A 26,495-nucleotide genomic window follows, 5' to 3' on the forward strand; every position below is an offset into this window, starting at 1 on the left:
CCATGCCGGATAATGATACGTATTCTGAGTTGATTCAGAAGATAAGGACCATTGATATCCTGACCCGTGCCAGAGTATCCGGTCAGCAGGCAGGAGTTCATATCTCCCTTTTTAAAGGGCAGGGTGTTGAATTTTCTGATATCAGGGAGTACATTGCCGGAGATGATATCAGGGCAATAGACTGGAAGATAACGGCACGATATAACATTCCTTATGTCAAGGAATTTGTTGAGGAACGTGACCATATTCTGTACCTCATTGCAGATGTATCAGGATCCGGATCATTTGGCTCAAAAGTATCAAAATTCAGCACCCTTCTTTCAGTACTGGCAACTCTTGCATTTTCAGCGGTAAATTATCATGACCGGGTTGGTCTGATCCTGGTATCTGACCGGATAGAAAAATTCATCCCTGCACGAAGTGGAAGAAACCATGTAATCCATCTTCTACAGTCGGTTATTACTCATAAATCAGAGTCCAGGGGTTCAGATCTTCGTCCTGCTCTTCATCTGATACTCCAGCAGGTCAGACGGATGTCAACTGTTGTTCTGTTATCTGACTTTTTTACTCCGGATTGTTCCCGTGAATTATCTATGGTAAAACGCCATCATGACCTCCTTTCTATCCGGGTATCCGATCCCCGCGAAGGAGAACTTCCTGATGTTGGTTTGATAGAACTGGAGGATGCCGAAACCGGAGAACAGATTCTTGTTGACACATCTGATCCTGCTATCAGGGATCTCTACATGGAAGCTTCAGCAAATCACCATAATGAAGTGTCCCTGATGATGAAAAAATACAAAATTCCCTTTGTAAATATTCGATCCGGAGAAGATTTCGTGCCTTTATTAAAGCATCTCATGATGGCCAGACCTGGAGGTGAATTATGACCGGTTTTTATCACCCGGAGTGGCTGATTGCATTGGTCATTCTACCGGCACTCTATTACTATTATATTCATGAAACAAAAAGAAAAAAACAGGAAGCAATTGTATTTTCAAATATCGGATTTTTAAAAAGTGCTCTTCATGGCAGTTCCCAGTCATCAAGACCTAGAACTCTTCTTCTTCTCATCCTAGCCTCGGTCGGTTGTATTATTATCGGTCTTGCTGATCCGCATATCCCTCTTGAGCAGGCTAAAGAGGGTGTGAACGTCGTTCTGGTAATTGATGTCTCCGGGAGTATGCAGGCGAATGATTACCAGCCGACAAGACTGGAGTCTGCAAAACGTTCAGCTGAAATTCTGCTTAAATCCCTTGATATCAAAGATTATGCAGGGGTTATAACCTTTGAGACCGGTGCAACAAGTGCAGCCTATCTTTCTCCGGATAAAGACCGGGTCATTAAAAAATTACGGGCAATCGAACCAAAGGAAGGAGCAACTGCCATTGGAGACGGTCTTGGACTTGGAATTGATATGGCAGAATCTATTCCGAATAAGAAAAAAGTTGTAATTCTCCTCTCTGACGGAGTGAATAATGCTGGTGTTATTGCACCAGAAGAGGCTGCACAATTCGCCCGGGAAAAGGGTATTCAGGTCTTTACCATTGGAATGGGTTCAGAAAGTCCTGTCGTTCTCGGGTATGACTGGTTTGGAAATCCTCAGTATGCAATGCTCGATGAAGAACTTCTGCAATCAATTGCCGATAGCACTCAGGGAAAGTACTATAAGTCTGTGGATGACCGGACTTTATCAGAAATTTACAAAAATCTCAATAAAGAAATTAATCGTGAAAAGGAAGAGACCAGTATTGCAACCTGGTTCTTTACCCTGTCAATGGTATTCATGGTGGGAGAAGTCCTCCTGCGATATGGACGGAGGCGGATTATTCAATGAAGATGAAAATAGTATGGTTAATTCTGACCGGATTTATTCTTCTGTCCGGATTTAATGCACTGGCAGACGATATCTCCATGTCATCAGAACAGACTGATTATTACTTTCTAGCCGGAACTGATGCAAAGGTTCCTTTCATCATTGAAAGTTCTTTTCAGAATACTATTCCCGGACAATTACAGTACAGTCTGACTGAGCACCAGGATGGCGGAGGGTTTTCGCTTTCAAAAATCAGTACACAGTCACAATCATTTCCGATTGCACCGGGTAGATCAAATCATGGATTGTCTCTTTCTTCAGAAACGACAACTGATTTCGATCTCTCATTGATTCTTCTCTATTCTCGGAATACCCAGGATTATGCAGCAATATTACCGACAATTTCAGTCCATTTTGTATCTGATATGAAGGATATAAAACAGGAGAAAAATACTGTCCGGTCAACCACTTCCGAAGCAACCAAAACACCTTCTTCATCCTCTCAATCGGATCCATTTGCTGCTATGGATGAACAGATGGAACAGATGAGGCAGGAACAGCAACAACTCATGCAAAATTTCATGTCAATGAGTAGTTCTTCTTCCAAGATGAGTTCGTCTTCTCAGCAATCCTCACAAAATCCACAGCAAGCCCTACAGAATAATCAGATGTCTTCTTCAGGCGAAGCTCTCAAACAGCAGATGATGGCTGAAAGCCAGCAGTCAAAAGAAGAAAAAGAAAAATTATCTGAATCACTGGAACAGGATCCCCTCCTTCAACAACAGGCATCTGAGCTTCGGGATGCCGGATATAACCAGACAAACGGAAGAATTGTTTCAACAGGTCCGGATAGCGGAGAGGTTTCTATTGATTTTGAAAATTATGATAGTGAGAAAGTATCCCTGACCGGAAAAGCAGAAGATAGTAAGATCTCTTCTTTGAAAGCAGAGAAATCGGGAGAAATTCCAGTCCCTCAGGAGCTTGCTTCGAACTCCACATGGAATGACATGAAAAATGATTTACATAACAATTCTATGACTCCGACATCCGGTACTGTTACCCGGACTCCCAATAATACAACGGTGAAGCAGAATTATTCAGCTCTGGACGGTAGAAATACAACTCTTTCAGCCAGAATCGTAAATGGTACGGTTGAAGAGGTAATTCTTGAAGAAGAAAAGGAATTTCCGGTATTTTGGTTATTGGGGATTCTTCTCATAATTATACTGATAGTCTTATGTGCAGGTATCACCTGGTGGTATTTCTCTACCCGAAAGGATGAAGTCATGAGTAATCAGGAGATCGTGATTCCGGTAAGAGATTTTAAAGAGGTTGTTTGGGAACTTATCGGGCATGCTGAGAAATCGTATGTCTCCGGTGATAAAAAAGAAGGATATGCTTTGTTAGGTCAGGCTGTGAGAGTTTATATCTCCGGCAGATTTGGAGTTGGTGAATCATTCACGAGTGAAGAGATTGTATCTGGGAAATGTAATCTCTCTATCCCGGAAAAAGACCGGATTTATCAGATTCTTAATGCCTGTTCCACAGTTGAATATATCAGGGGAGCTCCGGTTGATGATGATTTTTTCGCGATGTTATCAGATATTAAAGCTTTTATCTCTGATGGTCCTAAGAATTCACTCAATTTATAATTCATTTCTTTTTTCAAAGAAATCAGAAAAATTTATCAGCATACGAAATTTTTTTCATCAGTATTTGAATGATGAGCGAAGTTAAAAATTCTGAAGTAAAGTACTATCCGGGAAATTATGGAAATTCCTTATGGCAATGAAAACATCTGTCAGTTCTGTGGCAAACCTGCAATTGGTATCGAAATACTTGGTTGCTGTAAACAGGTTGTTTGCGAAGAACATGCTAGTTCTTTTTTAAAAAACCTCTCACCTGGTGAACATCTGAATGCTGATGCCTGTTACTATGTCCGATATTTATAATAGTTCCGGATTATCATAGTGGGAGAATCATATGCAGAGTGAAAATAAGGATCTTATTTTTCTTCTCCTCATTACCGGAGGAATAGCTGTCTTTGGTTTTTCAATATTCTCTCTTTTCCAGGGAATTTTTGTATCAGATCTCATGGTGAGTTCGTATGATGCCACTTTTTCATGGGATGGAACACTTAACGAATCATATGTCTACTCCGTTAATGTTGATGATCAGTACAGAAGTCTGAATAGAAATTTCAATGTTCCTGTTTATACAAGTCAGGGCTCCGGTTCCTATATTCGGTATCTTTCCATGATTCCACCTCCCGATACTATAGGATATCTGAAAGATGCATCGGGTAAAGTAACTCTCACGAGAGAAAAAAACCAGTATTTATCGGTAATTGAGAGTCGTGCAGGAAAAAATGAAGCCGGAGTATTTAATCCGGTTTATTATTCCCGTGGAATATATCCGGTCTCTTATGCCTGGGATGTGGTGCCTCCCATTGAACGGGGCAGTGACTCTGACCATCTCAATATTGATCTGGCAACAATCCATATACCTTATGAATCGGTCAGAATAATTATACCCTCAGAGGGAGTAATCGCTCTCTATCCTCATCCGGCTGACCTCAAAGTGCAGAAAACCGATGATTCTTATATTCTTTCCGGAGGTGTGGCTGAAGATATTCCCCTCGGATTTGAGGTCCTGATTGATGAATCGGTTACCAAAAGCCTTGATGGAAAAATATCTTCAGTTTCCGGAACGGTAAAGGATTTGGCGGATAAGGCAAATCCGGGATATGTTTCGTATATAAATACAATTTACCGGATACTTTCATGGATATCACTCGGTTTTATATTCTTCATTCCTGCTGCACTATTATTAGTTTGGTTTTTGTTTGGGCGGGAAAAATCCTTTTCAGTGCCGGAACACCTGAGTTTTGTTCCTGATCCTTCCCTGAAACCTTGGTTGGTAAACCTAATATTCGCCGGTAACCCCCAGAAGTTTACTGAAGAAGGTCTCCATGCAACACTTCTTGACCTTCACCGGAGAGGGGTAATTGTAATTGAGCCACAATCAGACAACGGGTTTACGATTCGTGTACTAAAAACTGAAACCGGAGACCAATATGAAGAACAGGTAATCAGGACCCTTTCTGTTCTGTCAAAAGATGGTGAGATAACTCAAAATACTTTTAAGGATATGGCTGAAGATGCCAATTCTAATTCCACAATGAGGAACCAGCTTTTGGAATACCAGAAATCATTCAATGAAATTCCGGCAGGCCTTTCAGACAGTATGGTTTCGCAATATATCAGGGGCGGTCATTCTCACCTGATTCCCCTCCTCATTATTGCTATCGGGTTATTTTTCATTTCACTCGTGTTAATTCTGATAGGCCCCGGGGACAGGCTCATTCTAGGTCAGGCGGTATATTATTCCTGTCTGAGTATTCTACAGGTAATCATTGCCTTTTTATTCCCTATTTCACTCTTTGGAACATGGAAATCTGATTACTATAAGGAAAGATTACAGTGGGAATCATTCAGAAATTTCCTCTCTGATTCGGTAATGATGCAGCGATATAAGCCGGAGGACATCTCCATGTGGGGTACCTGGATGGTGTACGGAACAGCTCTTGGGGTGGGGGACCAGGTATCAAAAGCCCTGAAGTCTCTTGATATCCATGTTCCTGATCTACCATCAGGAGGATGGTATGCCCCTGCGTTATTGCATATCGGATTTTCACCCATGCTTGCATACGTCCCTCCTTCATCAGGTTCAGGTGGCTCATTTGGAGGAGGAGGCTTTGGCGGTGGCGGTGGATTTGGTGGGGGAGGTGCTGGTGGATGGTGATTTTAATAGTTAATGGCATAACATTTTGAATGTCTGCCTTAATCTATGAAGTGCATTTAGCGTCCAGGCTTTAGAATAACCGTCGTTTTATTTCGATTATTCTAAATCCTTTTATCTGGCACTATAAGAAACACCTATCTGCCGGTGCAGCCAATTTTATAAGGAATTTTTGAGGAAATATCGTGCAAGAGGTTACCAGCAGTTTTACACCCAGGGATATTGAAAACTCTGTTCAGAAATTCTGGAACAAAGAGGACATCTATGCCAGGGTAAAAGATCAGAACCGGAATGGAAAAACATGGTTTTTTGTAGACGGTCCGCCGTATACAACCGGTCATATTCATCTCGGAACAGCCTGGAATAAAATCCTCAAAGATAGTATTCTCCGGTTTAATCGGATGCATGGACTTAATGTAATCGACCGGGCAGGATATGACATGCACGGACTTCCGATTGAAGTCAGGGTTGAACATGAACTCGGGTTTGAAAATAAAAAGGATATCGAGTCATACGGCATTGGTGCTTTTATTGAGAAATGTAAAAGTTTTGCCTTAAGTCATAAAGACATCATGTCCGACCAGTTCAGGTCTCTTGGAATTTGGATGAACTTTGATGATCCCTATCAGACTGTCATGCCCGAATATATTGAAGCGGCATGGTGGACCCTGAAACAGGCACATGAAAAAGGACTCCTGGAGCGTGGTCACCGGGTGGTAAACTGGTGTCCCCGGTGTGAGACAGCGATCGCTGATTCTGAAGTTGAGTACTGGGATGAAAAAGATCCGTCAATATTTGTAAAGTTCCCAATCCATGGTCTTGAGAATGAATATCTCGTCATTTGGACCACCACTCCATGGACCCTTCCGGCTAATGTAGCTGTTGCTGTTGATAAAGATTTTATATATGCCCGGGTTGAGGCTGTAAAAGATGGAAATAAGGAAATCCTCTGGATTGCCAAAGACCTTGTTGAATCCGTCTTAAAACGAGGAAAATATCAGAACTTTTCAATTCTTAGTGAAAAGAGCGGTTCTGATCTTTCCGGAACCAAATATTCTTCTCCGCTTGCTCACCTTATTCCACGTCAGAAGGAAATTGATCATAAAGTTGTAATCGCCGGTTTTGTTGAAATGGATAACACCGGAATGGTCCACATCGCACCCGGACATGGATGGGATGATTATCTTCTTGGCGTTGAAAAAGGGCTTGATATATTCTGTCCGGTAGATGGAGCCGGATATTACAATAAAGAAGGTGGGGTATATGAGGGTCTTTTTGTCCGTGATGCAAATGATAAAATTTTGGAAGACCTTGGATCCCATCTTCTTGGACGGATGAAAATTACCCATCGGTATGGTCACTGCTGGAGGTGTAAGACCCCAATTATCTACCGGGCAACTGAACAATGGTTCATCTCGGTTCCGAAGATGAAAGAAAAGATGCTATCAGAGATAAAAGCTACTTCCTGGTATCCGGAATGGGCAGGAAGTGCCCGTTTTTATGATTTTGTCTCTGATGCACGGGACTGGTGTATTTCAAGGCAGCGATATTGGGGTATTCCGATTCCGGTCTGGCAATGTTCATCATGTGGTGCCAGCCGGGTATTTGGAACAGTTGCAGAACTGAACGAAGCAGCAGGTAGTAATCTCACTGATCCTCACCGGCCATATGTTGATGAGATATCTGTCCCCTGTTCCTGTGGCGGGTCAATGAAACGGGTTGAAGATATCTTTGATGTCTGGTTTGACTCGGCAATGGCATCCTGGGCCACTCTTGGGTTTCCCCGGAATGATGCCCTGTTTCATGAGATGTGGCCTGCTGATTTTATCACTGAAGGACAGGATCAGACCAGAGGATGGTTTTACTCACAGCTTGGAGCTTCTACCATTGCATTTAATCGGTCACCCTATAAGAGCGTCCTGATGCATGGGTTTGCTCTTGATGCTGATGGCCGGAAGATGAGCAAGAGTCTTGGAAATGTGGTCACCCCTGAAGAAGTAATTGAGAAATTCGGGGTTGATGTTCTCCGTCTCTATATTTTATCATCCAATGCACCATGGGAAGATCTGAAATTTAACTGGGACGGCGTATCTACTGTGAACCGGACGATGAATATCCTCTGGAACGTGTACCGGTTCCCGCTTCCCTACATGATTCTTGACGGTTTTTCACCTGCTCAATCATCAGACGGGATATATGATGATGAATACATCGTTCGTTCCTATAGAGAGATGCCGGAGATTGATAGGTGGATAATCTCTCGTATTAATTCAATCACCAGACAGATCTCTGCCGACATGGGTGAGTACCAACTCCATAGGGTCACCCGTCAATTGATGAATTTCATCCTTGAAGATCTCTCAAGGTGGTATGTCCAGATTGTCCGGCCCCGGATGTGGCTTGAGGAAGATTCTCCTGACAAGAAGTTTGCCTATGAAACCATTGCATACTGTCTTCGCACTCTCTGCAGACTTCTTGCCCCATTTGCCCCCCATATCACCGAGGCAATGTATGAAAATCTCCGGCTTTCTGCAGATCCGGTCTCGGTTCACATGCTGGCATGGCCTGCAGGAGATATCCGGCTCATTGATGAGAACCTTGAACGTCGGATGGATGTGGTCCGGTCCTTTGATGAGGCAGTCGCAAATGCACGGCAGGCAGGTAAGAGAAAACTTCGCTGGCCGGTGGAGAATGTGATTGTTGTGACATCAAGTGAATCAGTCACCGAAGCCTTCAGTTCGATGGAAGAACTGGCAAAGGATCGTGCCAATGCCCGGAATATTGAGGTCATCCAGGGATCCTGGGACCGGATGCGGTATAATGCAGAACCGATCATGAAGAAGATCGGACCATCGTTTGGGAAGAAAGGACCGGTTGTAAAGAGTCTCATTGAGACTGCTGATGGTTCTGCCCTCAGAAAACAACTGGAGGAGTCTGGTTCGGTGACCCTCAGTGACGGAACTGAAGAATTTGTTCTCACGGCTGAGCATATGACGTTCAGTCAGCATCTTCCGGAAAGGATCTTTGGTGCAGAGATGCCTGATGCGTCGGTATATGTTGATATAACCCTTACTCAGGATATAGAGGCTGAAGGCTACAGTCGTGAGATCATCAGAAGGCTCCAGGAGATGAGAAAACAACTTGATCTGAATGTCGAGGATAATATCCTGATTGATGCGGTCATTGGGGATGAACATCTGCGGGAGCTTCTTTCTACTTCATGGCAGGATCTCATAAAACAGGAGGTTCGGGGGAAGATACTGAAGATTCATGAATCTGTAAGTGGCAGGGATGGGTCAGTATTGTTCCAGCTTGATCGGGATTGGGATATTGAAGGAGTGAATGTTACGCTGGGGATATCTCTGGCCGGATGAGATATCCATTTTCTGGACTTCAAGTAACGATAAAATTATTAAAACAATCCCTTTTTTACAAGCCAATCAAATATTTTCCGAAAATGAAAAAGGTGTTGGTTCTGTTGAACCGTTTATGGGAAAATCATGATTGTCCGGATTTTCAAAAGAATGATTATGCCATGAGTCATGGATACAATATCAGACAACTAACAATAATACGAAAAGAATTTTTCAGATCTCTTATCCCTCTGGAAATAATGTAAAGTTATCTGAAAATAATGAAAAGTCATCTGAAAATAATTCATCATTCTTTTGAGAATTCAAATTAAAAAACCGCGAATCATCTTTCAAGTTATATACCTGAATCCGGTTTGTTATACAGTCGGTTAGATATACGAATCCTGAACTGTTGATGGCAATTTCATCCGGACACCGGAAATCACCCTCATCTGTTCCATATGATCCCCATTTGGATAGAAAAATTCCATTTGCATCAAATTTCTGTACCTGATGGCGGGTGAGGTCAGTGATATATACATTATTTTGAGTGTCTTTTGCAATTGATCCCGGATTTAAAAATTCACCATTTTTCGTTCCGGATCCTCCCCATCCGGCAAGATAATTTCCCATCAAGTCAAACTGCTGTATCCGGTCATTTCCGTTATCAATGACATATAATGTTTCGTTTATGCCTGATACTATTCCTGTGGGAAAATTGAACTGTCCGGGAAACCCTCCCTGAGATCCCCAGGTCATGAGAAATTGTCCATCTCCGGAAAATTTTTGAATTCGGTGGTTATTGGTATCACAAATATAGACATTATCAGCATTATCCACGGTTAATCCACAGGGATTTTTAAACTGTCCCTTCTCTGATCCTTCTGTTCCCCATGTTGTCTGAAACATTCCGTCTGAATTAAATTTCTGGATACGTCTGTTTCCTTTGTCTATCACATACACATTACCGGTTTTGGATAATGCAACAGATCCCGGATAAATAAAATTTCCAGTACTATTCCCATATCCTCCCCATTCCCTGATGAGAGTTCCATCAGGAGAAATCTTTTGGATAACATTTCGTGATGAGTCTGATAGAATTAGATTATCTGCTGAATCAATTGCAAGGGCTTCAATCACCGGATTTTCCAATTCAGAACTTCCTGTAAGTATCATATCGGAAAAAAATGAATAATACTGGGTATTCTCTCCGGTTATGGAAAAACAATCAATACAGGTATCGTCTCTTCCATTTGGTTTTTTTACGGTCAGGTTCCAGTAACCTATCGGTTCACCGGTTAGATCGAATTTACAGGAAAGGGTATTATTCGTGAGCATCTGAATGTTTGTTGCATATATCGGGGAAAATCCTTTCCTGGTTAAATAAATGGAATCCCCATATGAAAAATGGGTGATATTGAGTTTTGTAATATTAAAAATTTCCGTATTTGGTCCTGTAATTGGTGATATTTCTTCAATCTCCGGTTTGTTCGGAGTATGAATTGTAAGTGCATCATAGATTCTGGCAGTTTTTCCATCAGGGTTTGTTACCCCTACTGAAAAAGTATCAGAGGGCAGGTTAAGGTTTGAAAATATTGCTGAAATATTTTTTCCTGAAACAATTGTGGCGTTATTGGAATAAATCTCTCCATAATCCGTTCCTTCTATCCATACTTTTGCACCAGGAAGGAAATGTTCTCCGTAAATATTTATTGAAAAATTCGTCTGGATATTTAAGATATTCACCGGATGAATTTTAGAAATGTTTGGATATTTTGTCTCGGTTGGAGTGGGCAACTCCACATGGAGAAACAGGTTGTCAGTCAGGTTGTCAGAAATGGGTAAAATTTCTCTTTTCTCTGGAATTTCTAAATCATTTCCCTGAGAAAACCCGGTAATAATCCAGGGTTGTTCTTTTTCGGAAAGAAAACTGGCTCCCAAAACCAAAGAGGTTTTATTTCCGGAAAATTCGGCGAGATTGAGATAAGCGGTATTGGAATAATTTCCAGGAGGAACAGAATAGATTTTGATATTATCAGGACGTACAGTATCTTTAACTAAAAATGCTAAAGAATCCATAATTGAAATATTTCCATTTATAAAAAAGGAAAAACCCGGTTTATTATCTGGAATGGTTACTGATGAAAATAAGAGGATACCTTTCTCATGGGTTGCAGGAGGTATGGTAATTTTTTTATTAACCGGATTATTCAACTGTGATGAAACGATAATTGTTCCCTCTGGTTCGGTTGATAAAATCCAGTCTAATGGAATATCTCTCCATCGTTCCAGGGGGATATATAATTCGTTACTATTTGCATCATGAGGAGAATAAGAGTAATTATCCCCGATTATCTGAATTGAATCAGAATTTTTTTGTAAATCCCGAATGTCTTTAAATTGATTCGGGATTTTTATTGAATTTTCCAGAAAAAGGTTTTGCTTTAGGTAAGCCTGGTTTTCATTATTCCATGGAAATGATAATCCCAAAATATTATTTTTTATTTCTGGATTCGTGGAAATATTGTGAATATATTCAAAAATTGCCCGGTCTGGAATGAAAGCACTGGCTGGTATCTGAATTGAAAACAGAATTAAAAAAATTATTCCAACGATGATTGCCCCATTGCAGATGGATTTTTTCATAAATATCTTTGTATTTTTGGTAGTTTTTCATGAAACTCTGTTATTGCATATCACATACATTCCTTATCAGTCCGTTGATGAGGTTTTTTCCCTCCGGATTTGTAAACAATGGGATATCCCTGTCTATTGTAATAATATTTCTTAATGCTGTTACCTGCTTACCAGTTTTCGGATTATATCCATCCTTCTGGGCAACAGTCCGGTACACCAGAATACCCCGTCTTTGCCAGGCGGGAGTCATGGCAAGATTTACTCCCCGCTGAAAACAGAATTCATGAATATCAGCAGCTTTCATAGCATGGAGCATGGAGGCTGTTTCCTGAGATGTATATCCTTCATCCTTCAGCAACTTCTGGCTCCAGCCGTTTATGTGGTTTCGCCATGCCTCCTGTTGTCTCCAGGAAAGATAGGGCAGGACATGATCCGGTGTGACCGGAATGATTCGTGCATCAAATGAGACTGGCTCTTTTAGTTCTAACGCTATGGTGAGGCTACTCGAAGCAAATGAGGCAAGAACCGAATCAATCTTTTCTATTCGCCCAAGAAAGGGACTTTCAGTAAAATAGAGACTTATCTCGTCAGAAAAAGTAAACCCAAGTACTGGGGCAAATCCCGCATCACTGAGCAGGCTTTTCGTAACTTCAGCCATCGCAGATGAAAAAATCTCATCAAAAGGTTCTGAAAAGGAAAGAGTTTTGGTAACCTGATGAAATGCTCGTCCGTCAAGACGAACCATAAGAGGAGAGAGAGTTTTAAGGTCTGCATATATCTCCCTCTCTTTCATAAAAACCTGGGATTAAAGTTCTCCACCACTATTAAACATATGAGGGATGTGTCTTATTACAATAACATCAGATATGCTCTTTACCAGACGGTATGGAATCTTAACACCTTTATGGGTTTTTACTTCTACAACCTCAGGGTTGAGTTTACCTGCCGCAAGAGCATCAATACGTTTTGAATCAATATCAAGGACAACATCTTCTACTTCTCCGATAAACATCCCGTTTTCCGAATATATTTTCAGTCCGATCAGGTCTGTTATCTGATTCTTCATATTGCATTGACATTACTACCGGATAGATAAAAATGTTATCGAATTTATTGATAGATTTTAAAACTGTGGGTTTATCCCGGATCGTTGAATAACAGGGTTTTTATTGAATAGTTGTATTTATAGGTATTGATGAAGAATTCCCTGATATTATGAAAATGGATATTCTGGTCAGAGTAAAAATTTTAAAATGTCAAGGTATTCATCAGTTATCTGGTCTTCAATATGTAAAAAAAAGACTGGTTTATATGCATAGTAGTAATTTAAGAATGAGCGAGGATTTGTAAGGAACATATGGGACTTCATGGAGATTGTCCAGACTCTCGTGAGTTGAAAAACCTCAAAAGCGCAGGTTATGATCAGTATTAGTTATCGGGTAAGGAAGTTATGAGAATTGGAAGTATGAGATACTTATACTGGTTCTCAGAGACTATGATTACAGGATAGTATGGATGGATCATTTAAACTTGGCCGGCTTTTTGGAATACCCGTCCTTATTCATTTTACGTTTCTTCTCATCATTCCGTTATTTGCATGGATAATTGGTTCAGAGATTACATTCTACACTGAAATTGTCAGCAATACCTTTAGAATATCTATAGATGAAACCATTATTACCGCCGGATTTTTTCCATATATTCTGGGAGTCATCATTGCTCTTGGGCTTTTTATTGGGGTTTATATTCATGAACTTGCTCATTCTCTCATTGCTATCAGGGCAGGAATCCGTATTGACAGTATAACTCTCCTGTTTTTTGGGGGAGTTGCTTCGATTGAGGAACAGGAGCCGGAACCTGGAACAGAATTTGTGATGGCACTTGCAGGTCCCCTCACCAGTCTTGCAATTGGCATAATCTGTTCTCTGCTGATGTACCTGACATCATTTGTTTTAACAAATGGTCCACAAGCAGGAGTTCTGGTTTTTATTTTTGGATATCTGGCAATACTCAACTTCCTGCTCTTTGCATTTAATCTCCTGCCTGCTTTTCCTATGGATGGCGGCCGGGTTCTTCGTGCATATCTTGCCAGCAGGATGCCTCTTCATCAGGCGACTTCTATTGCTTCAACTATTGGTAAAGGATTTGCTGTAGCCTTTGGTCTTATAGGGCTGCTGCTCTTCTCGCCTATTCTCATTCTGATAGCATTTTTTATTTACATCGGTGCCGGGCAGGAATCAGCGGTAACCAGGTATAATTTTCTCTTAAAGGATGTTACCGCAGGTGATGTCATGTCAAAACCGGTGATGGACCTTCCCCCCCAGATGCCTCTCTCTGAAGTTTTAAATCTGATGTATCAGACAAAGCATCTTGGGTTTCCGGTTACTGATCGGGGGATATTATCTGGTATTATTACTCTTACTGATCTTGCCCGGACTCCGGTTCTTGACCGTGATGCAATGCAGGTACGAGACGTGATGACCAGGGATGTTGTAACTCTCCCTCCTCATGCTCCGATTATGGATGCTCTCCGGATTATGACACGTCAGGATATCGGCAGAATTCCCATAGTAGAAGACGAGAAAATCGTTGGGATTATAACCAAGTCTGATATTTTCACCGTTATTGAGCTCAGGGAACTGTAAGATCAATAAATCCGGGTGGAAAGGTTAGTCCCGTTGCTTTTTCAAATGCTGGTATCGTTTGAAAGGGCCGGTTTGCGAGTATTTTGACGATGCCCTTTTTAGATAATCCAGGTATCCATTTTAGAGCCTTATGAGGGAGGGTGTTAATAAGCACCGGATAAGGAAGAGCTGTTAGAGATCGCATTCCGTGACTTATTACAACTGTGTCAATAACACTCCCTTTAGGTATCGACATGGGAATTCCTACAAGAATCGGATACGATCCCATCTGCCTTCCAAAAGAAATCTCTCCTTCTTCTTCAATCACTACGGATTTCAGTATTGTCTGCTCCGGGAAAACCTTTCGAAGCATGGGGAGATCAAATTGTTTTCGTGTCCATTCCTTAAAAGTATGAAAGGACTTTTCATTGACCGGAAGTTCATTCAATGAAAAAGCCTTTGTTCCTTCAAAGGGCATGAGTTGCCGAATATTCACTCTTCTGATAAGGTATTCACTCTGGAGAATTTTCTCTAAAAATTCACGGTTCAGCTCATATGTCCGGGATGTTTCCCCTGCAAGGCCGGCGATAAAATTAAGACCTGGAAGGAGTTCCGGAATTCCATCGTTTCGTATATTTCCTGCTTCATTTACTATTCTGATGGCTTCAAAGACCATATCCGGAGTGGCCTTAAGATTATTTGCTTCAATCACTGCTGGATCTGCGGTTTCTAATCCGAATGCTGCAACGTCACCTGGAGTATGATGTCTAACAATGGCAAGAAGTCCTTCATATGCAAGTTCCTGGTGACGTGCAATCGTTCCAGGATTGACATTATCAATATGCAGGGTTTTAAGAGATGGAGCTGCAATCCTTATGGCTGAAAAAAGTTTTTCGATAAGATCTGGTTTAGGCTTTGGAAATTCTCCTGAACCTGCCTGCCATGCCAGTATGTCCGGTTGTCTTCCAATTCTGAAATGGATCGCACCAGATGATGAAAGGGCCGCAACTTCAGCCACTATCCCCTTTTGTTCCCGGTATTGGGGTTTACCATAAAACGGTTCAGTACAAAATGCACATCCACCGGTTACCTCTCTGCTACATCCCCGGGCAGTTTCAATTTCACACATAACATGGGGATAACATGGATGCTGAGTAATGATGGAGGCACCCTTAACAGACCATGGGTCTTCTATGTGGTAATCAAATGTTGCTGATGGGGTATTACCTGAAAACCATCGCGAAAGAGCTCCTGCTGGTGAACCAATAAGGTGTGTATCAACATGGAAATTTTCTTTTTTTACTGCAGTCTTTCCTCCGCTTTTTCCTGCTCCAAAAAGAACGGGTCCTCCAAGAAATGTATGTGGTCCATTGAGAGCTGATCCAAGTTGTTCTATTTCCTGCCAGGTTGCCGGTGTTCCTCCGAGGTATTTTCCCGGAACCGTCATACCGGCGATAATCACTATATAATCAACAGTTCCCGCTTCTATGAGGAGACCTGGATTTTTCTTAATCTCATCAATCGTATGATAGGTAACCGGAATCTCTTTATCCAGAAATACTCCTGCTACGGTCCTGATATATGGAGAGATGTATGGGGGGACACCAAGACAGGCCGGTTCATCAACATACCCGTCAATAATCCAGGCTTTAGCACTCATATCCAAGTTTTTTTAGTAGTCTTCGTGCCCACAAGAGTTTTCCTTTTTTCATGGGTGTTACATCCTGATCATCAAGGCAAAAGCCCACAAGATTTACTTTTCGTGCCTGCATGGCATGTGCCAGGAAAACCGCCCGGTCTCCGTCTGTAAACCCACCAAAATTGTATACATTACCAAAGGGTTTTCCCTGCGTGGTAAGGACCAGTGGCCCCTCAAATTTTAAAACCCATGAATTGATTCGGGAAATATTATCTCCATGAGCGTGCACCACAAGGATAGTCCCGTTTTTATTCAGTTCAACTGCATAATCATCGATACCGTCAAGATCTGTTACAATTACGTCCGGAGTGATATCGTTTTTGATGAGGACTCCTGAGGCGGCGTCTGCTGCGATTATTATCCCCGAAATTTTATTTATCTCATTTTCAAGGGTGGGTGCATTACCACAAACGGTAACTACCTGGTTATTGATAAGAGTCCTCAGTTTTTGTGTTGCATCCTGATTTGTCAGGTTTGAAAGAATGTGTGCTGCCTTATCGTCTTCAAGGGGATCAAAGGAGAAGTAATCACATATTTCATGGTATATCGGTTCCCATTCTTCATACCTCACTCTCCTCATCCTCCAAAAGTCCCACCAGCCGGTAAAAATTTTGTAAAACCGGGTCGATAACAAGTTGCAGAAGGTCTTCTTTCTCTTTCACATTGGTGAAAACATAGAGCGGAATGCTTGCTGCAGCCATCGTCGCATGTCCTCCGGCATCTCCGATATCAGAAAAAGCCTCACTCATTACATTTCCAAGGTTCAGACGAAGATCCCGGTTTCTTCCGGACATAATAATCGCTTCATCGGTTATCCCATAAACAAGAGCGGTGCTGATTCCTTCAAGATTTATCAGGAGATCAGCAGCCTGAGGGAGGGCATCCCTGTTTCTTACATATCCCACATTAGAAAAGAGATAACCATTCCTGGTTTTCCGGTTGCGGATTGAAGCCCCGATAATATCAATGGTTTCATGAGAATACTGGGGTGACATTATCTTTTCAAGAAGGTCCGCATCACTATATTCCAAGAGGAATGCTGCCATTTCAAAATCAAATTTTGAAACATTTCTCCGGAACTGTTTGGTATCTGCCCTGATACCATAGAGAAGGGCCGTTGCTACTTTCTGCTCTGGTTCGATATTGAGTTCTTTCAGGTATTCTGTAAGGATTGTTGCACAAGCGCCCAAATTTGGCCTTATGTCAATAAACTGTGTTTTATCAAGAGATCCGACATCTTCCTGATGGTGATCGATAATGATATCAACCGGCATAGAGTGGATAAGACCGTTATTGGTTCCCGGACCTTTGCTGTCCACCAATGCGATATGCGTACATTCATCCAGGGTTTCCGGCCGAATTCTTTCCATCCTGATATCAAGAAGATTTACCAGTGTCCGGTTCTCCTGGTGTCCGATTATCCCGTCATAAAAAATTCGTGTTTCAAGATTTTTGTTGGCATGTTTTGCAATTTCTGAAAGGGCCATGGCACTGGCAATTGCATCCGGGTCAGGGTTTGTATGGGTGACAATTCCAAAAACACCTGACCATGAGGAGAGAAGAGCATACAGGTCGCGTGATAAATGGTGTTTTTCAAGTCTTTGCAGGTGTTCTATTGCAGCTTTTGCCACAACCTGTTGCGGGTAGAGAACCAGATCCGCGCCCTCCTGCATGAGAAGTTTTTCATTAATGGGATCCTGCGCCCGGGCTACAATGTGAACTCGAGGATGGACTCTTCTGATGGTTTTCAGCCCTGCAAGATTTGCTTCATGATTATCACTCACCACAAAAACGATGTCAAAATGGTTTAATCCCTGAAGCATTTCAGGATCTGTCAGGTCACGAAGATAAGCTTCTATTTTCTGCTCTCGTAATTCCTGAACCCGTTCAGGATTGCTATCCATGCAGAGCAGTCTGCCTCCTTCTTTCTTCAGTTCTTCAAGAATCAGATATCCGACACTTCCGCAACCGCAGATAAGGTAGGTTCTGATTCCAGGTGAGGATGCAGGGCTGAATCCAGGCATATTCAGGTATAGGTTGGATTATAGAGGTATAAATGGGTGCAAGAAATCTTTATATGTTCGATATGCTAACATGTATTGGCACAACGGGTCTGTAGCTTAGTCGGTAGAGCGGCGGACTCTTAATCCGCAGGCCAGGGGTTCGAGTCCCTTCAGGCCCGCTCGTTGTTCACTTTTTTAGAATAATTAGATCGATTATTTATCTTACTCTCTCATAAAATTCTCTGATGACTGGTGAAGAACCAGAATATGTAGAAGTTACCTGCCAGCATTGTGAAGGTGCTGGATGTTGTTTTTGTGATACGAAAGGTACCGTGAGTGTAAAATGGCCAGAGAAAATGTGCCGGCATTGTAACGGAGTCGGCTGTATCTACTGTGGTTACACCGGATGGGGCGGACTTCGTGGTAAATACGACTGATGGTGGGTATTCTGCAATTCTGAATAATTAAGTTTGATGGGGATACGGGGGATATGAAACAAATCTTCAAACCTAATCCGGAACGGATGAGACTAAAAGGGGATCTCAAAGGGCTACTCAAATTACTGGATTCAAAATATGATAATTCTTTGAGGTCTGAAGTAATTCTGGCACTAGGCAGAATGCAGACACCGGCTGCTGTTGATTTTCTTATCTTGCTCTTTCAGGATCCTGATCCTGCCATCAGGGCTGCAGCTTCGAATGCGCTCATCCATATCGGGGTTGATGCATTGGATCCGCTCATTTCATCCCTCTCAACCTGTGACGAGCAGACCGCAAGAATGGTTCATATCACTCTCGCAGAGATGGATAGTGTTGCTGCCAGGGAGATTGTCCGGAAAATTCCTTTTCTTCAGGGGATCGGATATGAAAGAGCCGGGTTTGTGCTCAACTTAATGGGAATTGATGTTATTCCGGTCTTAATTGATGCCCTTGATACGAGGGATCCGACAACAATTCGGTTTGTTGAGGGTCTTTTGGAAACTTTTGGAAGAGCGGCCATTCAACCGTTAATTAAAGGTCTTGCACATGACAAGGAGGAAATCAGGGCACGGATATCTGCTCTGCTCATCGTTCTGGGAGAACAGATTGTCGGGGATCTTTTAAGTTCCTGTGGACAGGATGAAGACTGGCTACGCGAGCTCAAATTTTATATCATCAGTGAAATTGGAAAACCCGCTTTAGATCCCTTATATCTGGCTTTGAAAGATCCAAATCCGGTTACCTCTTCAATGGCTCAGAAGGCTTTTTTGGAATTTGGAGAATCTGCAATAGTGCCCCTCATATCAGGTCTCTATGATGATGATTTTGAAATCAGAAAAGTTTCGGAAAATGCTCTTGCCAGAATAGGAGAGCCTATTATTCCTCATCTGCTGGAAGAATTATCATTTAAGAGTGAACCTGAGAGAGAGCCCCTTATTGGAGTAATTCAGCAAATCGGAGAACCTGCAATTCCCTATCTAATCAAAAATCTGGTAGAGGGAAGAGGTGAAGTCAAAAAGACGATGATTCAGATCCTATCACGAATGGGTGCAATAACGATTCCATATCTGATTAATGCAATCAGCACCGTTTCTGACACTTCATCTCTCCGGGATGCATTTCTTTCAATGGGACGTATTGCATATCCTTTCCTCGAAGAAGCATCAGAAAGAGAACGGGGGAAAACCGCGGTTTTTACTGTTGACATTCTAAGGCAGATTGATCCGGTAAGGGCGGTTGAACCTATGATTACTGCTCTTTATCATACTGATCAGGAGGTCCGGGAGACAGCACTTGAAAACCTTGTCGAGACCGGAGAGATGGCAATTCCCCGTCTTGTTCAGGTTCTTGGGTCCGGAAACGAAGAAGCGGTAAACCTTGCAAAGACAGCTCTTATCCGGAACGGGCAGCAGGCAGTCCCTCACCTGATTGATTCTCTAACCGACCCGATGGGTTTTGACCATGCAATAATTCTGGATATTCTTCGTGAGAGTAAGACCGATGCAATTCCTTATCTTATTCCTGCTATGGTTCCCGGAAAAGATGGGCATGATGAAGCGATGGCTCTGATATCAGAGAATGGAATTGATGCTACCCCGTACCTCCTTGACGGTTTACATGGAGCAGCACCGGATCTTGAGCAGGTAATTAAAACACATCTGGAAAATCTGTTCAAACAGAATCCGGAAGCCTTTTTGAATCTGCTTTTTTCCGGAAATGTTCTTGATACTGATCTGATGTACGAACTTGTCAGCTCTAATCCTGATCTGGTAATCCCGAACCTCATTGAAATATTCCAGGGAGACGATAATGAAAAAGCCCTGGTTGCAGGAGATCTTCTTTCACGATTTGGAGAAGCTGCAATTACTCCGTTTATCACTGCACTCCGGAATGAAACGGATGATGACCGGAAGCTGGAAATTACCACATTTTTAATAAAAATCGGTCCTGATGTGGTTCCTGAGCTTGTCAGTCATCTTGGTGATGAAGAAATTGCTCCGTATGCAATGGCTGCATTAAGTGCAATTGGAGAACCTTCAGTTCCGGCTCTGTTACCATTACTAAAGCATTCTGATACAATTACACAACAATACGCAATTCATGCCCTGACACGAATTGGAACTCCTGCTGCTTCTGCTCTCATGACCCTTATGCAGGAGGATGAAAGCCTTGTTCCCCTGATTACCCGGATTCTGGCAAATATGGGTGGGGCTGCCCTTCCTGACCTGATTCAGGAGCTTCAGACTCTGCAGAGCGTCGGAGAAGAAGGAAGCAGCAGAGGTATTGCAGTTATGTCACTTATTACCGAGATTGCACTATCTCGTCGTGATGACCTGCAACATCTGTTTACCATCCAGGATCCTGCTCTGAACATGATGTTTGAAAGGATTCTGATTAGTAAGGGCGATCAAATTCTAAATCCCTTATTGGATGCAGTGATGTATGAGCCAGAGGTTCCTCCCCTTGCATCTGCTATCTTCTCTTCAATGCGTCCACAGACCCAGAATGCCGCGACAAATATATTAAAATCACTTTCCCCCGGAGACAAAAAGAAGATTGCACTGCTTAAAGTTCTTGGGCTGCTTAAGGATCCATCATCTGCCAATCTTATGTATGAGGCCCTCAAAGACCCGGACCATGATGTCAGAATGACAGCCATCCGGGATCTAGGGAAATTTGGTCGTGAAGCGCTCGAACCACTCACAGATGCGATGCATGATAGAGATCCGGATGTACGGGCGGCAGCAGTGCAATCGTTAGGTGATATCGGCCTTCCTGTTCTGGACCAGCTGATTTCAGCATTAAAAGATAAAGATGGCAATATCAGGGCTGCTGCAATTACCGGAATCGCAAAGATAGGTGAACCCGGACAATTCATGCTTATTCAATCCCTTGATGATAAGGACCGGCAGGTCAGAATTGCTGTTGCTAGACTCCTGGAAAAGAGCGGGTGGAAACCAAAATACACAACCGACCGGTTAAGTCTCCTGTTTGCAAAAGAGATGTTTGACGATCTGGTAAAAATCGGACCCCCTAGTGTTGACATTCTTGCACGTGGTCTTCACGATGATGATCCTGAAATTCGTGAAAAATCAAGAGACGCACTCGCTACTATCAGAGATTCAATTCAGACCTAACAACAAAACATACTAGCGGAAATAAATCATTAGTACCTGTACCGGAGGAGAAGACATACGTCGATGAATCATATCATCTCCATCCATGATCTTGACAGGGACCAGATTGATCATATTCTGTCAAGAGCTGGAGCAATTACCACTGAATATGCAGGAAAAGAACCGTTAAAAGGAAAAATCCTGGGTCTTCTCTTTTTTGAACCCAGTACCCGGACCCGTATGTCTTTTGAATCAGCAATGCTCAGGCTCGGGGGATCATGCATGAACCTTGGCGGAGTGGAAGTCAGTTCTATGGCCAAAGGTGAAACACTTGCTGATACTATCCGGGTGGTCAGCGGATATGCAGATGCCATAGTTCTCAGGCATCCAAAAGTTGGAGCTGCACGTCTTGCCAGCGAATTTTCAGATATCCCGATTCTAAACGGGGGAGATGGTGCCGGTCAGCATCCTTCGCAGACGCTAATTGATCTGTACACGATTCGCCAGTCCATGTCTCTTGACAATATTAACATCGGTCTTATCGGAGATCTGATGTACGGACGAACCACCCACTCACTGGCATATGCACTGACACATTACAATGCCAGGATCCATACCATCGCACCCAAAGGTCTTGGTCTTCCTGATTCGATACGCGACAATCTTGAAGAAAAAGGATCAAAAGTATTTGTCCATGATTGTATTGAGGATGTGATTAACGAACTCGATGTGTTGTATATTACCCGTCTTCAGCGTGAAAGATTTCCTGATCCGGCAAAATTTTTTGATATCTCTTCCAATTACCGGATAACTCCCAGTCTTCTTACCGATGTAAAAGAACACCTTGCAATCCTTCATCCTCTTCCGAGAGTGGATGAAATTGATCCTGCTGTTGATAGTATGCCGTATGCACGGTATTTTACCCAGGCCAGGAATGGAGTTCCGGTCAGAATGGCAATGCTCACCGAGGTGATGACATGACTGGGGAAGAACCAAAACGCACTCTTGTCATCAGCACAATTGAGAACGGGACCGTGATAGATCACATAAATCCCGGTGAAGCACTCATTGTTCTTCGAATTTTAGGTATAACAGGAAGCACAAGGGAATGCGTCAGTGTTGCAACGAATGTAACCAGTAAGGCTCACGTAAAAAAAGACGTGGTCAAGATTGAAAACCGGGAACTGAAGACCAAAGAAGTTGACCGGATTGCTCTTGTGGCACCAGATGCGACGATAAATATTATCCGCGATTACAGGGTTATTGAGAAGAAAGGAGTTATTATTCCTCCGGTTCTGATGGGTGTTCTCAAATGTCCGAATCCCTGTTGTATCACCAATACCAATGAGCCTGTAATGAGCCGGTTCGAAATGCAGGGAAAAAAAGCAGTGTGTTCTTATTGTGATGCGGTAATTTCATCAGATATATCTGCACATATCATCTGATTATTCTGATTTTTCCTCTTTCTGGATGATTTTTCCATGAATATCAATTTCTCCGCGCCATATCCGGGTACTTGAGATCCATCTCCCGTCTTCTGCCAGAACACAACGGATCATATGGATTTCGACGCAGGGTTTTCCTCTCTCCCGCCTTAAGTGGTTGATATTTTTTCCGACCGGAAATGTCTCTTCACTTACTACAAGTGCATCAAAGTCTGTATCCAGGCTTGATCCATATTGATCATGTAATTCTTCAATCTCCCATGGAACATCTGTATTCAGCGATGTTATACATCTGACGAGGTCTTTATATCGTTCATTATAGGGATGAATCGGATGGACTTTCCGATTTGCGAATGTGTCATTGGTAAGGCCGATAATTACTTTACCATCCGGAGAGGCAAGGTCAAAAGCGCGCTTAATGAGGAGGCGGTGTCCATCATGGAGAGGATCAAATGTGCCCCCTACCATTATTTTCATGGAAATAATGTTTCATGCAATTTTATAAAATCTGATTACATTTGTTCATCATCATCCTGACATCTACCCAAATATTTCTCTTTGAAAATTCATCATAGAAACAATCAGAATGGATTTCACTGATGCTATTATACTATGTCATTCTAAAAGTATGAGAAACAATTATCAGTAATACCCGGATTCCGGGATGTCTGATAGTTCATTCCATGTGGACGTCTTATGCAGATTCATAAAAATATCCCTCATGCATCCTTTCTGGCACCAAATGCAACTGTTATTGGTGATGTTGAGGCAGGTCCGGATGTCAATATCTGGTATGGAGCGGTTATTCGTGCCGATAAAGACCGGATTTTGATTGGTGAACGTTCAAACATCCAGGATAATTGTGTCGTTCATACCTCAAAGGGTCATCCGGTCATAATTGGTGATGATGTATCGGTTGGTCATGGCGCAATACTTCATGGCTGTACGATTGGTAATACGGTTCTTGTCGGCATGGGAGCTATCGTATTAAACGGAGCGGTTGTTGGAGAAAATACAATCATAGGGGCCGGGGCACTTGTCTCTGAAGGGAAAACTATCCCGCCAGGTTCACTTGTTATTGGTATTCCTGGAAAAGTAGTCCGGCAGATTACCGAAGAGGAAATTGCCGGAATAAAGACAAATGCCTCCGGTTATGTAACTCTTGCAAAGGAACATGCACATGAATAATGCAGTGGTTATCGGAGGAGGAATTGCCGGAATTACTGCAGCCATTGACATTGCCTCTCATGGTATCCATGTCTCACTTATAGAACGTGAGCCTACTATTGGCGGTCATATGGCAATGCTTGACAAGACTTTTCCTACAAATGACTGTTCAATGTGCATCTTAAGTCCTAAAATGGTAGAAGCACAACGTCACCCGAATATTACTCTTTATACCTTAAGTGAGGTCACAGGTGTCGAGGGACAGGCTGGTGATTTTACGGTTCATGTAATCCAGCATCCCCGATATATCAGGGAAGAAGATTGTACTGGGTGTGGGGACTGTGTTGAAGTCTGTCCGGTAGAGGTTTACAACCGGTTTGATGCAGGAGTCGGGGTGAGAAAGGCAATATACAAGGCTCATCCGCAGGTTGTTCCGAATATTGTAATCAGAGATAAGGAACATTGCATAGATTGTGGGTTATGTTATAGCATCTGTGGCAAAAATGCAGTTCTTCATGATAATGAAGATGAAGGAAAGGAATTTCTTCTGAATGCAGGAACAATTGTTATTGCTACCGGTTATGAAATCTTTGATGCAAGGAGAAAGTTACCCTATAAATATCTCTCAATTCCTGATGTCATCACCAGTCTTGAATTTGAACGGTTAATTAATGCAAGTGGGCCTACCAACGGGAAAATAAAACGGTTATCTGATGGAAAAACTCCGAAGGAAATTGTGTTTATCCAGTGTGTTGGTTCACGGGACATACCTTTAGGGTGCACCTCGTGTTCGGCTGTCTGCTGTATGTATGCAATAAAAAATGCCATGCTTATCAAGGAAAAGTATCCTGACTGTAATGTTACCATATTGTATATGGATATTCGGGCATATGGAAAAGGATACCAGGAATACTATGACCGGGCAGAAGCTCTTGGGGTTAATTTTGTTCGTGGATTGCCTGGAGATCTATATGCTGGTGACGGAAAAGTAATTCTTCAGGTAGAAAACAGTGAAACACAGGAGGTAAAAAAGATTCAGGCCGATCTTGTTGTTCTTTCTGTAGGTATCCGACCGACGAATGATGCATCTGCTTTAGCTGAAAAACTTGGTATCACCTGTGATGATACCGGATTTTTTGAATCTGCAGATGTGAAATGTGGTCCGGTAAAAACACTAAAGCCCGGAATTTTTATTGCCGGGACCTGTAAGGAGCCAATGGATATTCCTGATTCTGTAATGGAAGGCGGGGCTGCAGCAATGCAGGCGGTAATCGCAACATTTCGTGGATGAAAATGGAGCCGCTTCGTCCTATTCTTTTTCATCCTCATATCCCGGAGATTGAATATATTGAACAAACACTTCTTCCGGATATCTATGAGGTCAGAAAAGCACAAACCGTTGAAGAGCTTGCAGGAGCTATTCGTCGTCTTGGAATAAGGGGAGCTCCTGCTCTTGGCTGTGCCGGTGCATGTGGGGTTGCTTTATCCGCACTAGTGGCAAAGGCAGGAACATTTTTGGAATTTCTTTTTTTGGTCAGATCTGATGCTGAGCGTCTCCGGGAAACCAGACCAACCGCCGTCAATCTTTTTTATGGTATAGATTTTGTTTTATCTGCAGTCCTTACATCATCATCAATCGAAGAAGCGAAATGTAATGCAGTTGATGCAGCAAAAGCAGTGATTGATGCAGACACCAGAACCTGTCATGCAATCGGAAAAACCGGTCTTTCTGTAATTCCGGACACCGCACGGATACTGACTCATTGTAATGCCGGGGCACTTGCCTGTGCAGAATGGGGAACTGCTCTTGGTGTTATCAGGTCTGCTCATGAAGCTGGGAAGAATATATCCGTATACGCCTGCGAGACCAGGCCACTTTTACAAGGAGCAAGACTTACGACCTGGGAATTACTCCGGGATGGTATTGATGTAACGCTCATTACCGATTCGATGGCAGCGGTCCTGATGAGAAAAAGAAAAATTGATCTTGTGATTGTGGGCGCTGACCGGATTGTATCTGATGCCGTCTTTAATAAAATCGGTACGTATATGCATGCAGTATGTGCAAAAGCTCATAATATTCCTTTTTTTATTGCAGCTCCCCTGTCTACCTTTGATGAAGAAAATTCTGAAGATAAGGTGATAGTTGAGGAACGAAATCCTGATGAAGTCAGAAAATTCCGGGGCTGTGTCACTGGTCCGGAATTGGTTCCGGTCTGGAACCCTGCATTTGATGGAACTCCTGTAGATCTGGTAACTGGTATTATCACAGAATATGGAATTTTCTCGCTTCCGCGTGACATTGAAACCATAAAACAATTAAAGCGGGGAAAAGATATGGGGGAGACATAGAGC

The 26,495-nt window shown here is 42.5% G+C and carries 21 protein-coding genes and 1 tRNA gene; 15 read left to right on the forward strand and 7 right to left on the reverse strand.

Annotated elements, in window-relative coordinates:
- Nucleotides 1-2: 2 nt before the first annotated feature.
- From DLD82_RS07300 to ileS, 6 genes are all read left to right on the forward strand, one after another.
- Nucleotides 3-890: a DUF58 domain-containing protein gene (locus tag DLD82_RS07300; RefSeq protein WP_109940449.1), complete on the forward strand. Its 888-nt coding sequence runs from the start codon at nucleotides 3-5 to the stop codon at nucleotides 888-890.
- Nucleotides 887-1,837 carry a vWA domain-containing protein gene (locus tag DLD82_RS07305; RefSeq protein WP_109940450.1) on the forward strand — a complete coding sequence of 317 codons (951 nt, stop codon included), beginning with the start codon at nucleotides 887-889 and terminating at the stop codon, nucleotides 1,835-1,837. Before DLD82_RS07300 ends, DLD82_RS07305 begins: the two co-directional genes overlap by 4 nt.
- The gene (locus tag DLD82_RS07310) at nucleotides 1,834-3,468 is read left to right on the forward strand and encodes a hypothetical protein (protein ID WP_109940451.1); all 1,635 of its coding nucleotides are present in this window, start codon (nucleotides 1,834-1,836) and stop codon (nucleotides 3,466-3,468) included. The genes DLD82_RS07305 and DLD82_RS07310 overlap by 4 nt, the downstream gene beginning before the upstream one ends.
- A gap of 117 nt (nucleotides 3,469-3,585) precedes the next feature.
- Nucleotides 3,586-3,768: a hypothetical protein gene (locus tag DLD82_RS07315; protein ID WP_109940452.1), complete on the forward strand. Its 183-nt coding sequence runs from the start codon at nucleotides 3,586-3,588 to the stop codon at nucleotides 3,766-3,768.
- A gap of 31 nt (nucleotides 3,769-3,799) precedes the next feature.
- Nucleotides 3,800-5,620, forward strand: a complete 1,821-nt coding sequence (locus DLD82_RS07320; RefSeq protein WP_109940453.1) for a DUF2207 family protein — start codon at nucleotides 3,800-3,802, stop codon at nucleotides 5,618-5,620.
- Nucleotides 5,621-5,802: 182 nt separating this feature from the next.
- Nucleotides 5,803-8,991, forward strand: a complete 3,189-nt coding sequence (gene ileS / locus DLD82_RS07325) for an isoleucine--tRNA ligase (RefSeq protein ID WP_109940454.1) — start codon at nucleotides 5,803-5,805, stop codon at nucleotides 8,989-8,991.
- 222 nt (nucleotides 8,992-9,213) lie between these two features.
- Here the strand turns inward: ileS and DLD82_RS07335 are convergent, their stop codons facing one another.
- The 3 genes from DLD82_RS07335 to DLD82_RS07345 are packed head-to-tail and all read right to left on the reverse strand — an operon-like array spanning nucleotide 9,214 to nucleotide 12,673.
- The gene (locus DLD82_RS07335) at nucleotides 9,214-11,616 is read right to left on the reverse strand and encodes an NHL repeat-containing protein (RefSeq protein ID WP_109940456.1); all 2,403 of its coding nucleotides are present in this window, start codon (nucleotides 11,614-11,616) and stop codon (nucleotides 9,214-9,216) included.
- Between the two features lie 40 nt (nucleotides 11,617-11,656).
- The gene (locus DLD82_RS07340) at nucleotides 11,657-12,400 is read right to left on the reverse strand and encodes a tRNA(His) guanylyltransferase Thg1 family protein (protein WP_109940457.1); all 744 of its coding nucleotides are present in this window, start codon (nucleotides 12,398-12,400) and stop codon (nucleotides 11,657-11,659) included.
- Between the two features lie 12 nt (nucleotides 12,401-12,412).
- Entirely contained in the window at nucleotides 12,413-12,673 is a 261-nt protein-coding gene (locus DLD82_RS07345; protein WP_109940458.1) for a PRC-barrel domain-containing protein, read from the reverse strand.
- 445 nt (nucleotides 12,674-13,118) lie between these two features.
- Here DLD82_RS07345 and DLD82_RS07350 point away from each other — a divergent pair, with 445 nt between their 5' ends.
- A complete protein-coding gene (locus DLD82_RS07350; RefSeq protein ID WP_109940459.1) occupies nucleotides 13,119-14,252 on the forward strand; it encodes a CBS domain-containing protein in 1,134 nt (377 codons plus the stop codon).
- Here the strand turns inward: DLD82_RS07350 and DLD82_RS07355 are convergent.
- From DLD82_RS07355 to DLD82_RS07365, 3 genes are read right to left on the reverse strand one after another with little or no spacing between them, the layout of a single operon-like run.
- Entirely contained in the window at nucleotides 14,239-15,891 is a 1,653-nt protein-coding gene (locus DLD82_RS07355) for a radical SAM protein (protein WP_109940510.1), read from the reverse strand. The genes DLD82_RS07350 and DLD82_RS07355 overlap by 14 nt on opposite strands.
- On the reverse strand, nucleotides 15,881-16,501 hold the full coding sequence (locus DLD82_RS07360; RefSeq protein ID WP_109940460.1) for a 6-hydroxymethylpterin diphosphokinase MptE-like protein: 621 nt from the start codon (nucleotides 16,499-16,501) through the stop codon (nucleotides 15,881-15,883). The genes DLD82_RS07355 and DLD82_RS07360 overlap by 11 nt, the downstream gene beginning before the upstream one ends.
- Nucleotides 16,491-17,954, reverse strand: coding sequence for a DHH family phosphoesterase (locus DLD82_RS07365; protein WP_109940461.1), 1,464 nt, complete (start codon nucleotides 17,952-17,954; stop codon nucleotides 16,491-16,493). The genes DLD82_RS07360 and DLD82_RS07365 overlap by 11 nt, the downstream gene beginning before the upstream one ends.
- Nucleotides 17,955-18,039: 85 nt before the next feature.
- Between DLD82_RS07365 and DLD82_RS07370 the strand changes: the two genes are divergently transcribed.
- The 5 genes from DLD82_RS07370 to pyrI all read left to right on the forward strand — a co-directional run bounded on the left by DLD82_RS07370 (nucleotide 18,040) and on the right by pyrI (nucleotide 22,973).
- Nucleotides 18,040-18,112, forward strand: a tRNA-Lys gene (locus tag DLD82_RS07370).
- Between the two features lie 66 nt (nucleotides 18,113-18,178).
- The gene (locus tag DLD82_RS07375) at nucleotides 18,179-18,370 is read left to right on the forward strand and encodes a hypothetical protein (protein ID WP_109940462.1); all 192 of its coding nucleotides are present in this window, start codon (nucleotides 18,179-18,181) and stop codon (nucleotides 18,368-18,370) included.
- Between the two features lie 53 nt (nucleotides 18,371-18,423).
- Nucleotides 18,424-21,549: a HEAT repeat domain-containing protein gene (locus DLD82_RS07380; RefSeq protein ID WP_109940463.1), complete on the forward strand. Its 3,126-nt coding sequence runs from the start codon at nucleotides 18,424-18,426 to the stop codon at nucleotides 21,547-21,549.
- Nucleotides 21,550-21,612: 63 nt separating this feature from the next.
- Nucleotides 21,613-22,509 carry an aspartate carbamoyltransferase gene (pyrB, locus tag DLD82_RS07385; RefSeq protein ID WP_109940464.1) on the forward strand — a complete coding sequence of 299 codons (897 nt, stop codon included), beginning with the start codon at nucleotides 21,613-21,615 and terminating at the stop codon, nucleotides 22,507-22,509.
- Nucleotides 22,506-22,973: an aspartate carbamoyltransferase regulatory subunit gene (gene pyrI, locus DLD82_RS07390; protein ID WP_109940465.1), complete on the forward strand. Its 468-nt coding sequence runs from the start codon at nucleotides 22,506-22,508 to the stop codon at nucleotides 22,971-22,973. Before pyrB ends, pyrI begins: the two co-directional genes overlap by 4 nt.
- Here pyrI and DLD82_RS07395 read toward each other — a convergent pair whose 3' ends face one another.
- Nucleotides 22,974-23,450 carry a phosphopantetheine adenylyltransferase gene (locus tag DLD82_RS07395; protein ID WP_109940466.1) on the reverse strand — a complete coding sequence of 159 codons (477 nt, stop codon included), beginning with the start codon at nucleotides 23,448-23,450 and terminating at the stop codon, nucleotides 22,974-22,976.
- A gap of 219 nt (nucleotides 23,451-23,669) precedes the next feature.
- On the opposite strand from DLD82_RS07395, the gene DLD82_RS07400 reads away from it, so the two are divergent.
- Genes DLD82_RS07400 through mtnA form a run of 3 tightly spaced genes read left to right on the forward strand, consistent with a single transcriptional unit; the run spans nucleotide 23,670 to nucleotide 26,492 of the window.
- The gene (locus tag DLD82_RS07400; protein ID WP_109940467.1) at nucleotides 23,670-24,161 is read left to right on the forward strand and encodes a gamma carbonic anhydrase family protein; all 492 of its coding nucleotides are present in this window, start codon (nucleotides 23,670-23,672) and stop codon (nucleotides 24,159-24,161) included.
- Nucleotides 24,154-25,431, forward strand: a complete 1,278-nt coding sequence (locus DLD82_RS07405) for a CoB--CoM heterodisulfide reductase iron-sulfur subunit A family protein (RefSeq protein ID WP_109940468.1) — start codon at nucleotides 24,154-24,156, stop codon at nucleotides 25,429-25,431. Before DLD82_RS07400 ends, DLD82_RS07405 begins: the two co-directional genes overlap by 8 nt.
- Complete coding sequence (gene mtnA, locus DLD82_RS07410) at nucleotides 25,428-26,492, forward strand: S-methyl-5-thioribose-1-phosphate isomerase (RefSeq protein WP_109940469.1); 1,065 nt, start codon at nucleotides 25,428-25,430, stop codon at nucleotides 26,490-26,492. Before DLD82_RS07405 ends, mtnA begins: the two co-directional genes overlap by 4 nt.
- Nucleotides 26,493-26,495: the final 3 nt, after the last annotated feature.

The organism is Methanospirillum stamsii, assembly GCF_003173335.1.
Classification (GTDB): domain Archaea; phylum Halobacteriota; class Methanomicrobia; order Methanomicrobiales; family Methanospirillaceae; genus Methanospirillum; species Methanospirillum stamsii.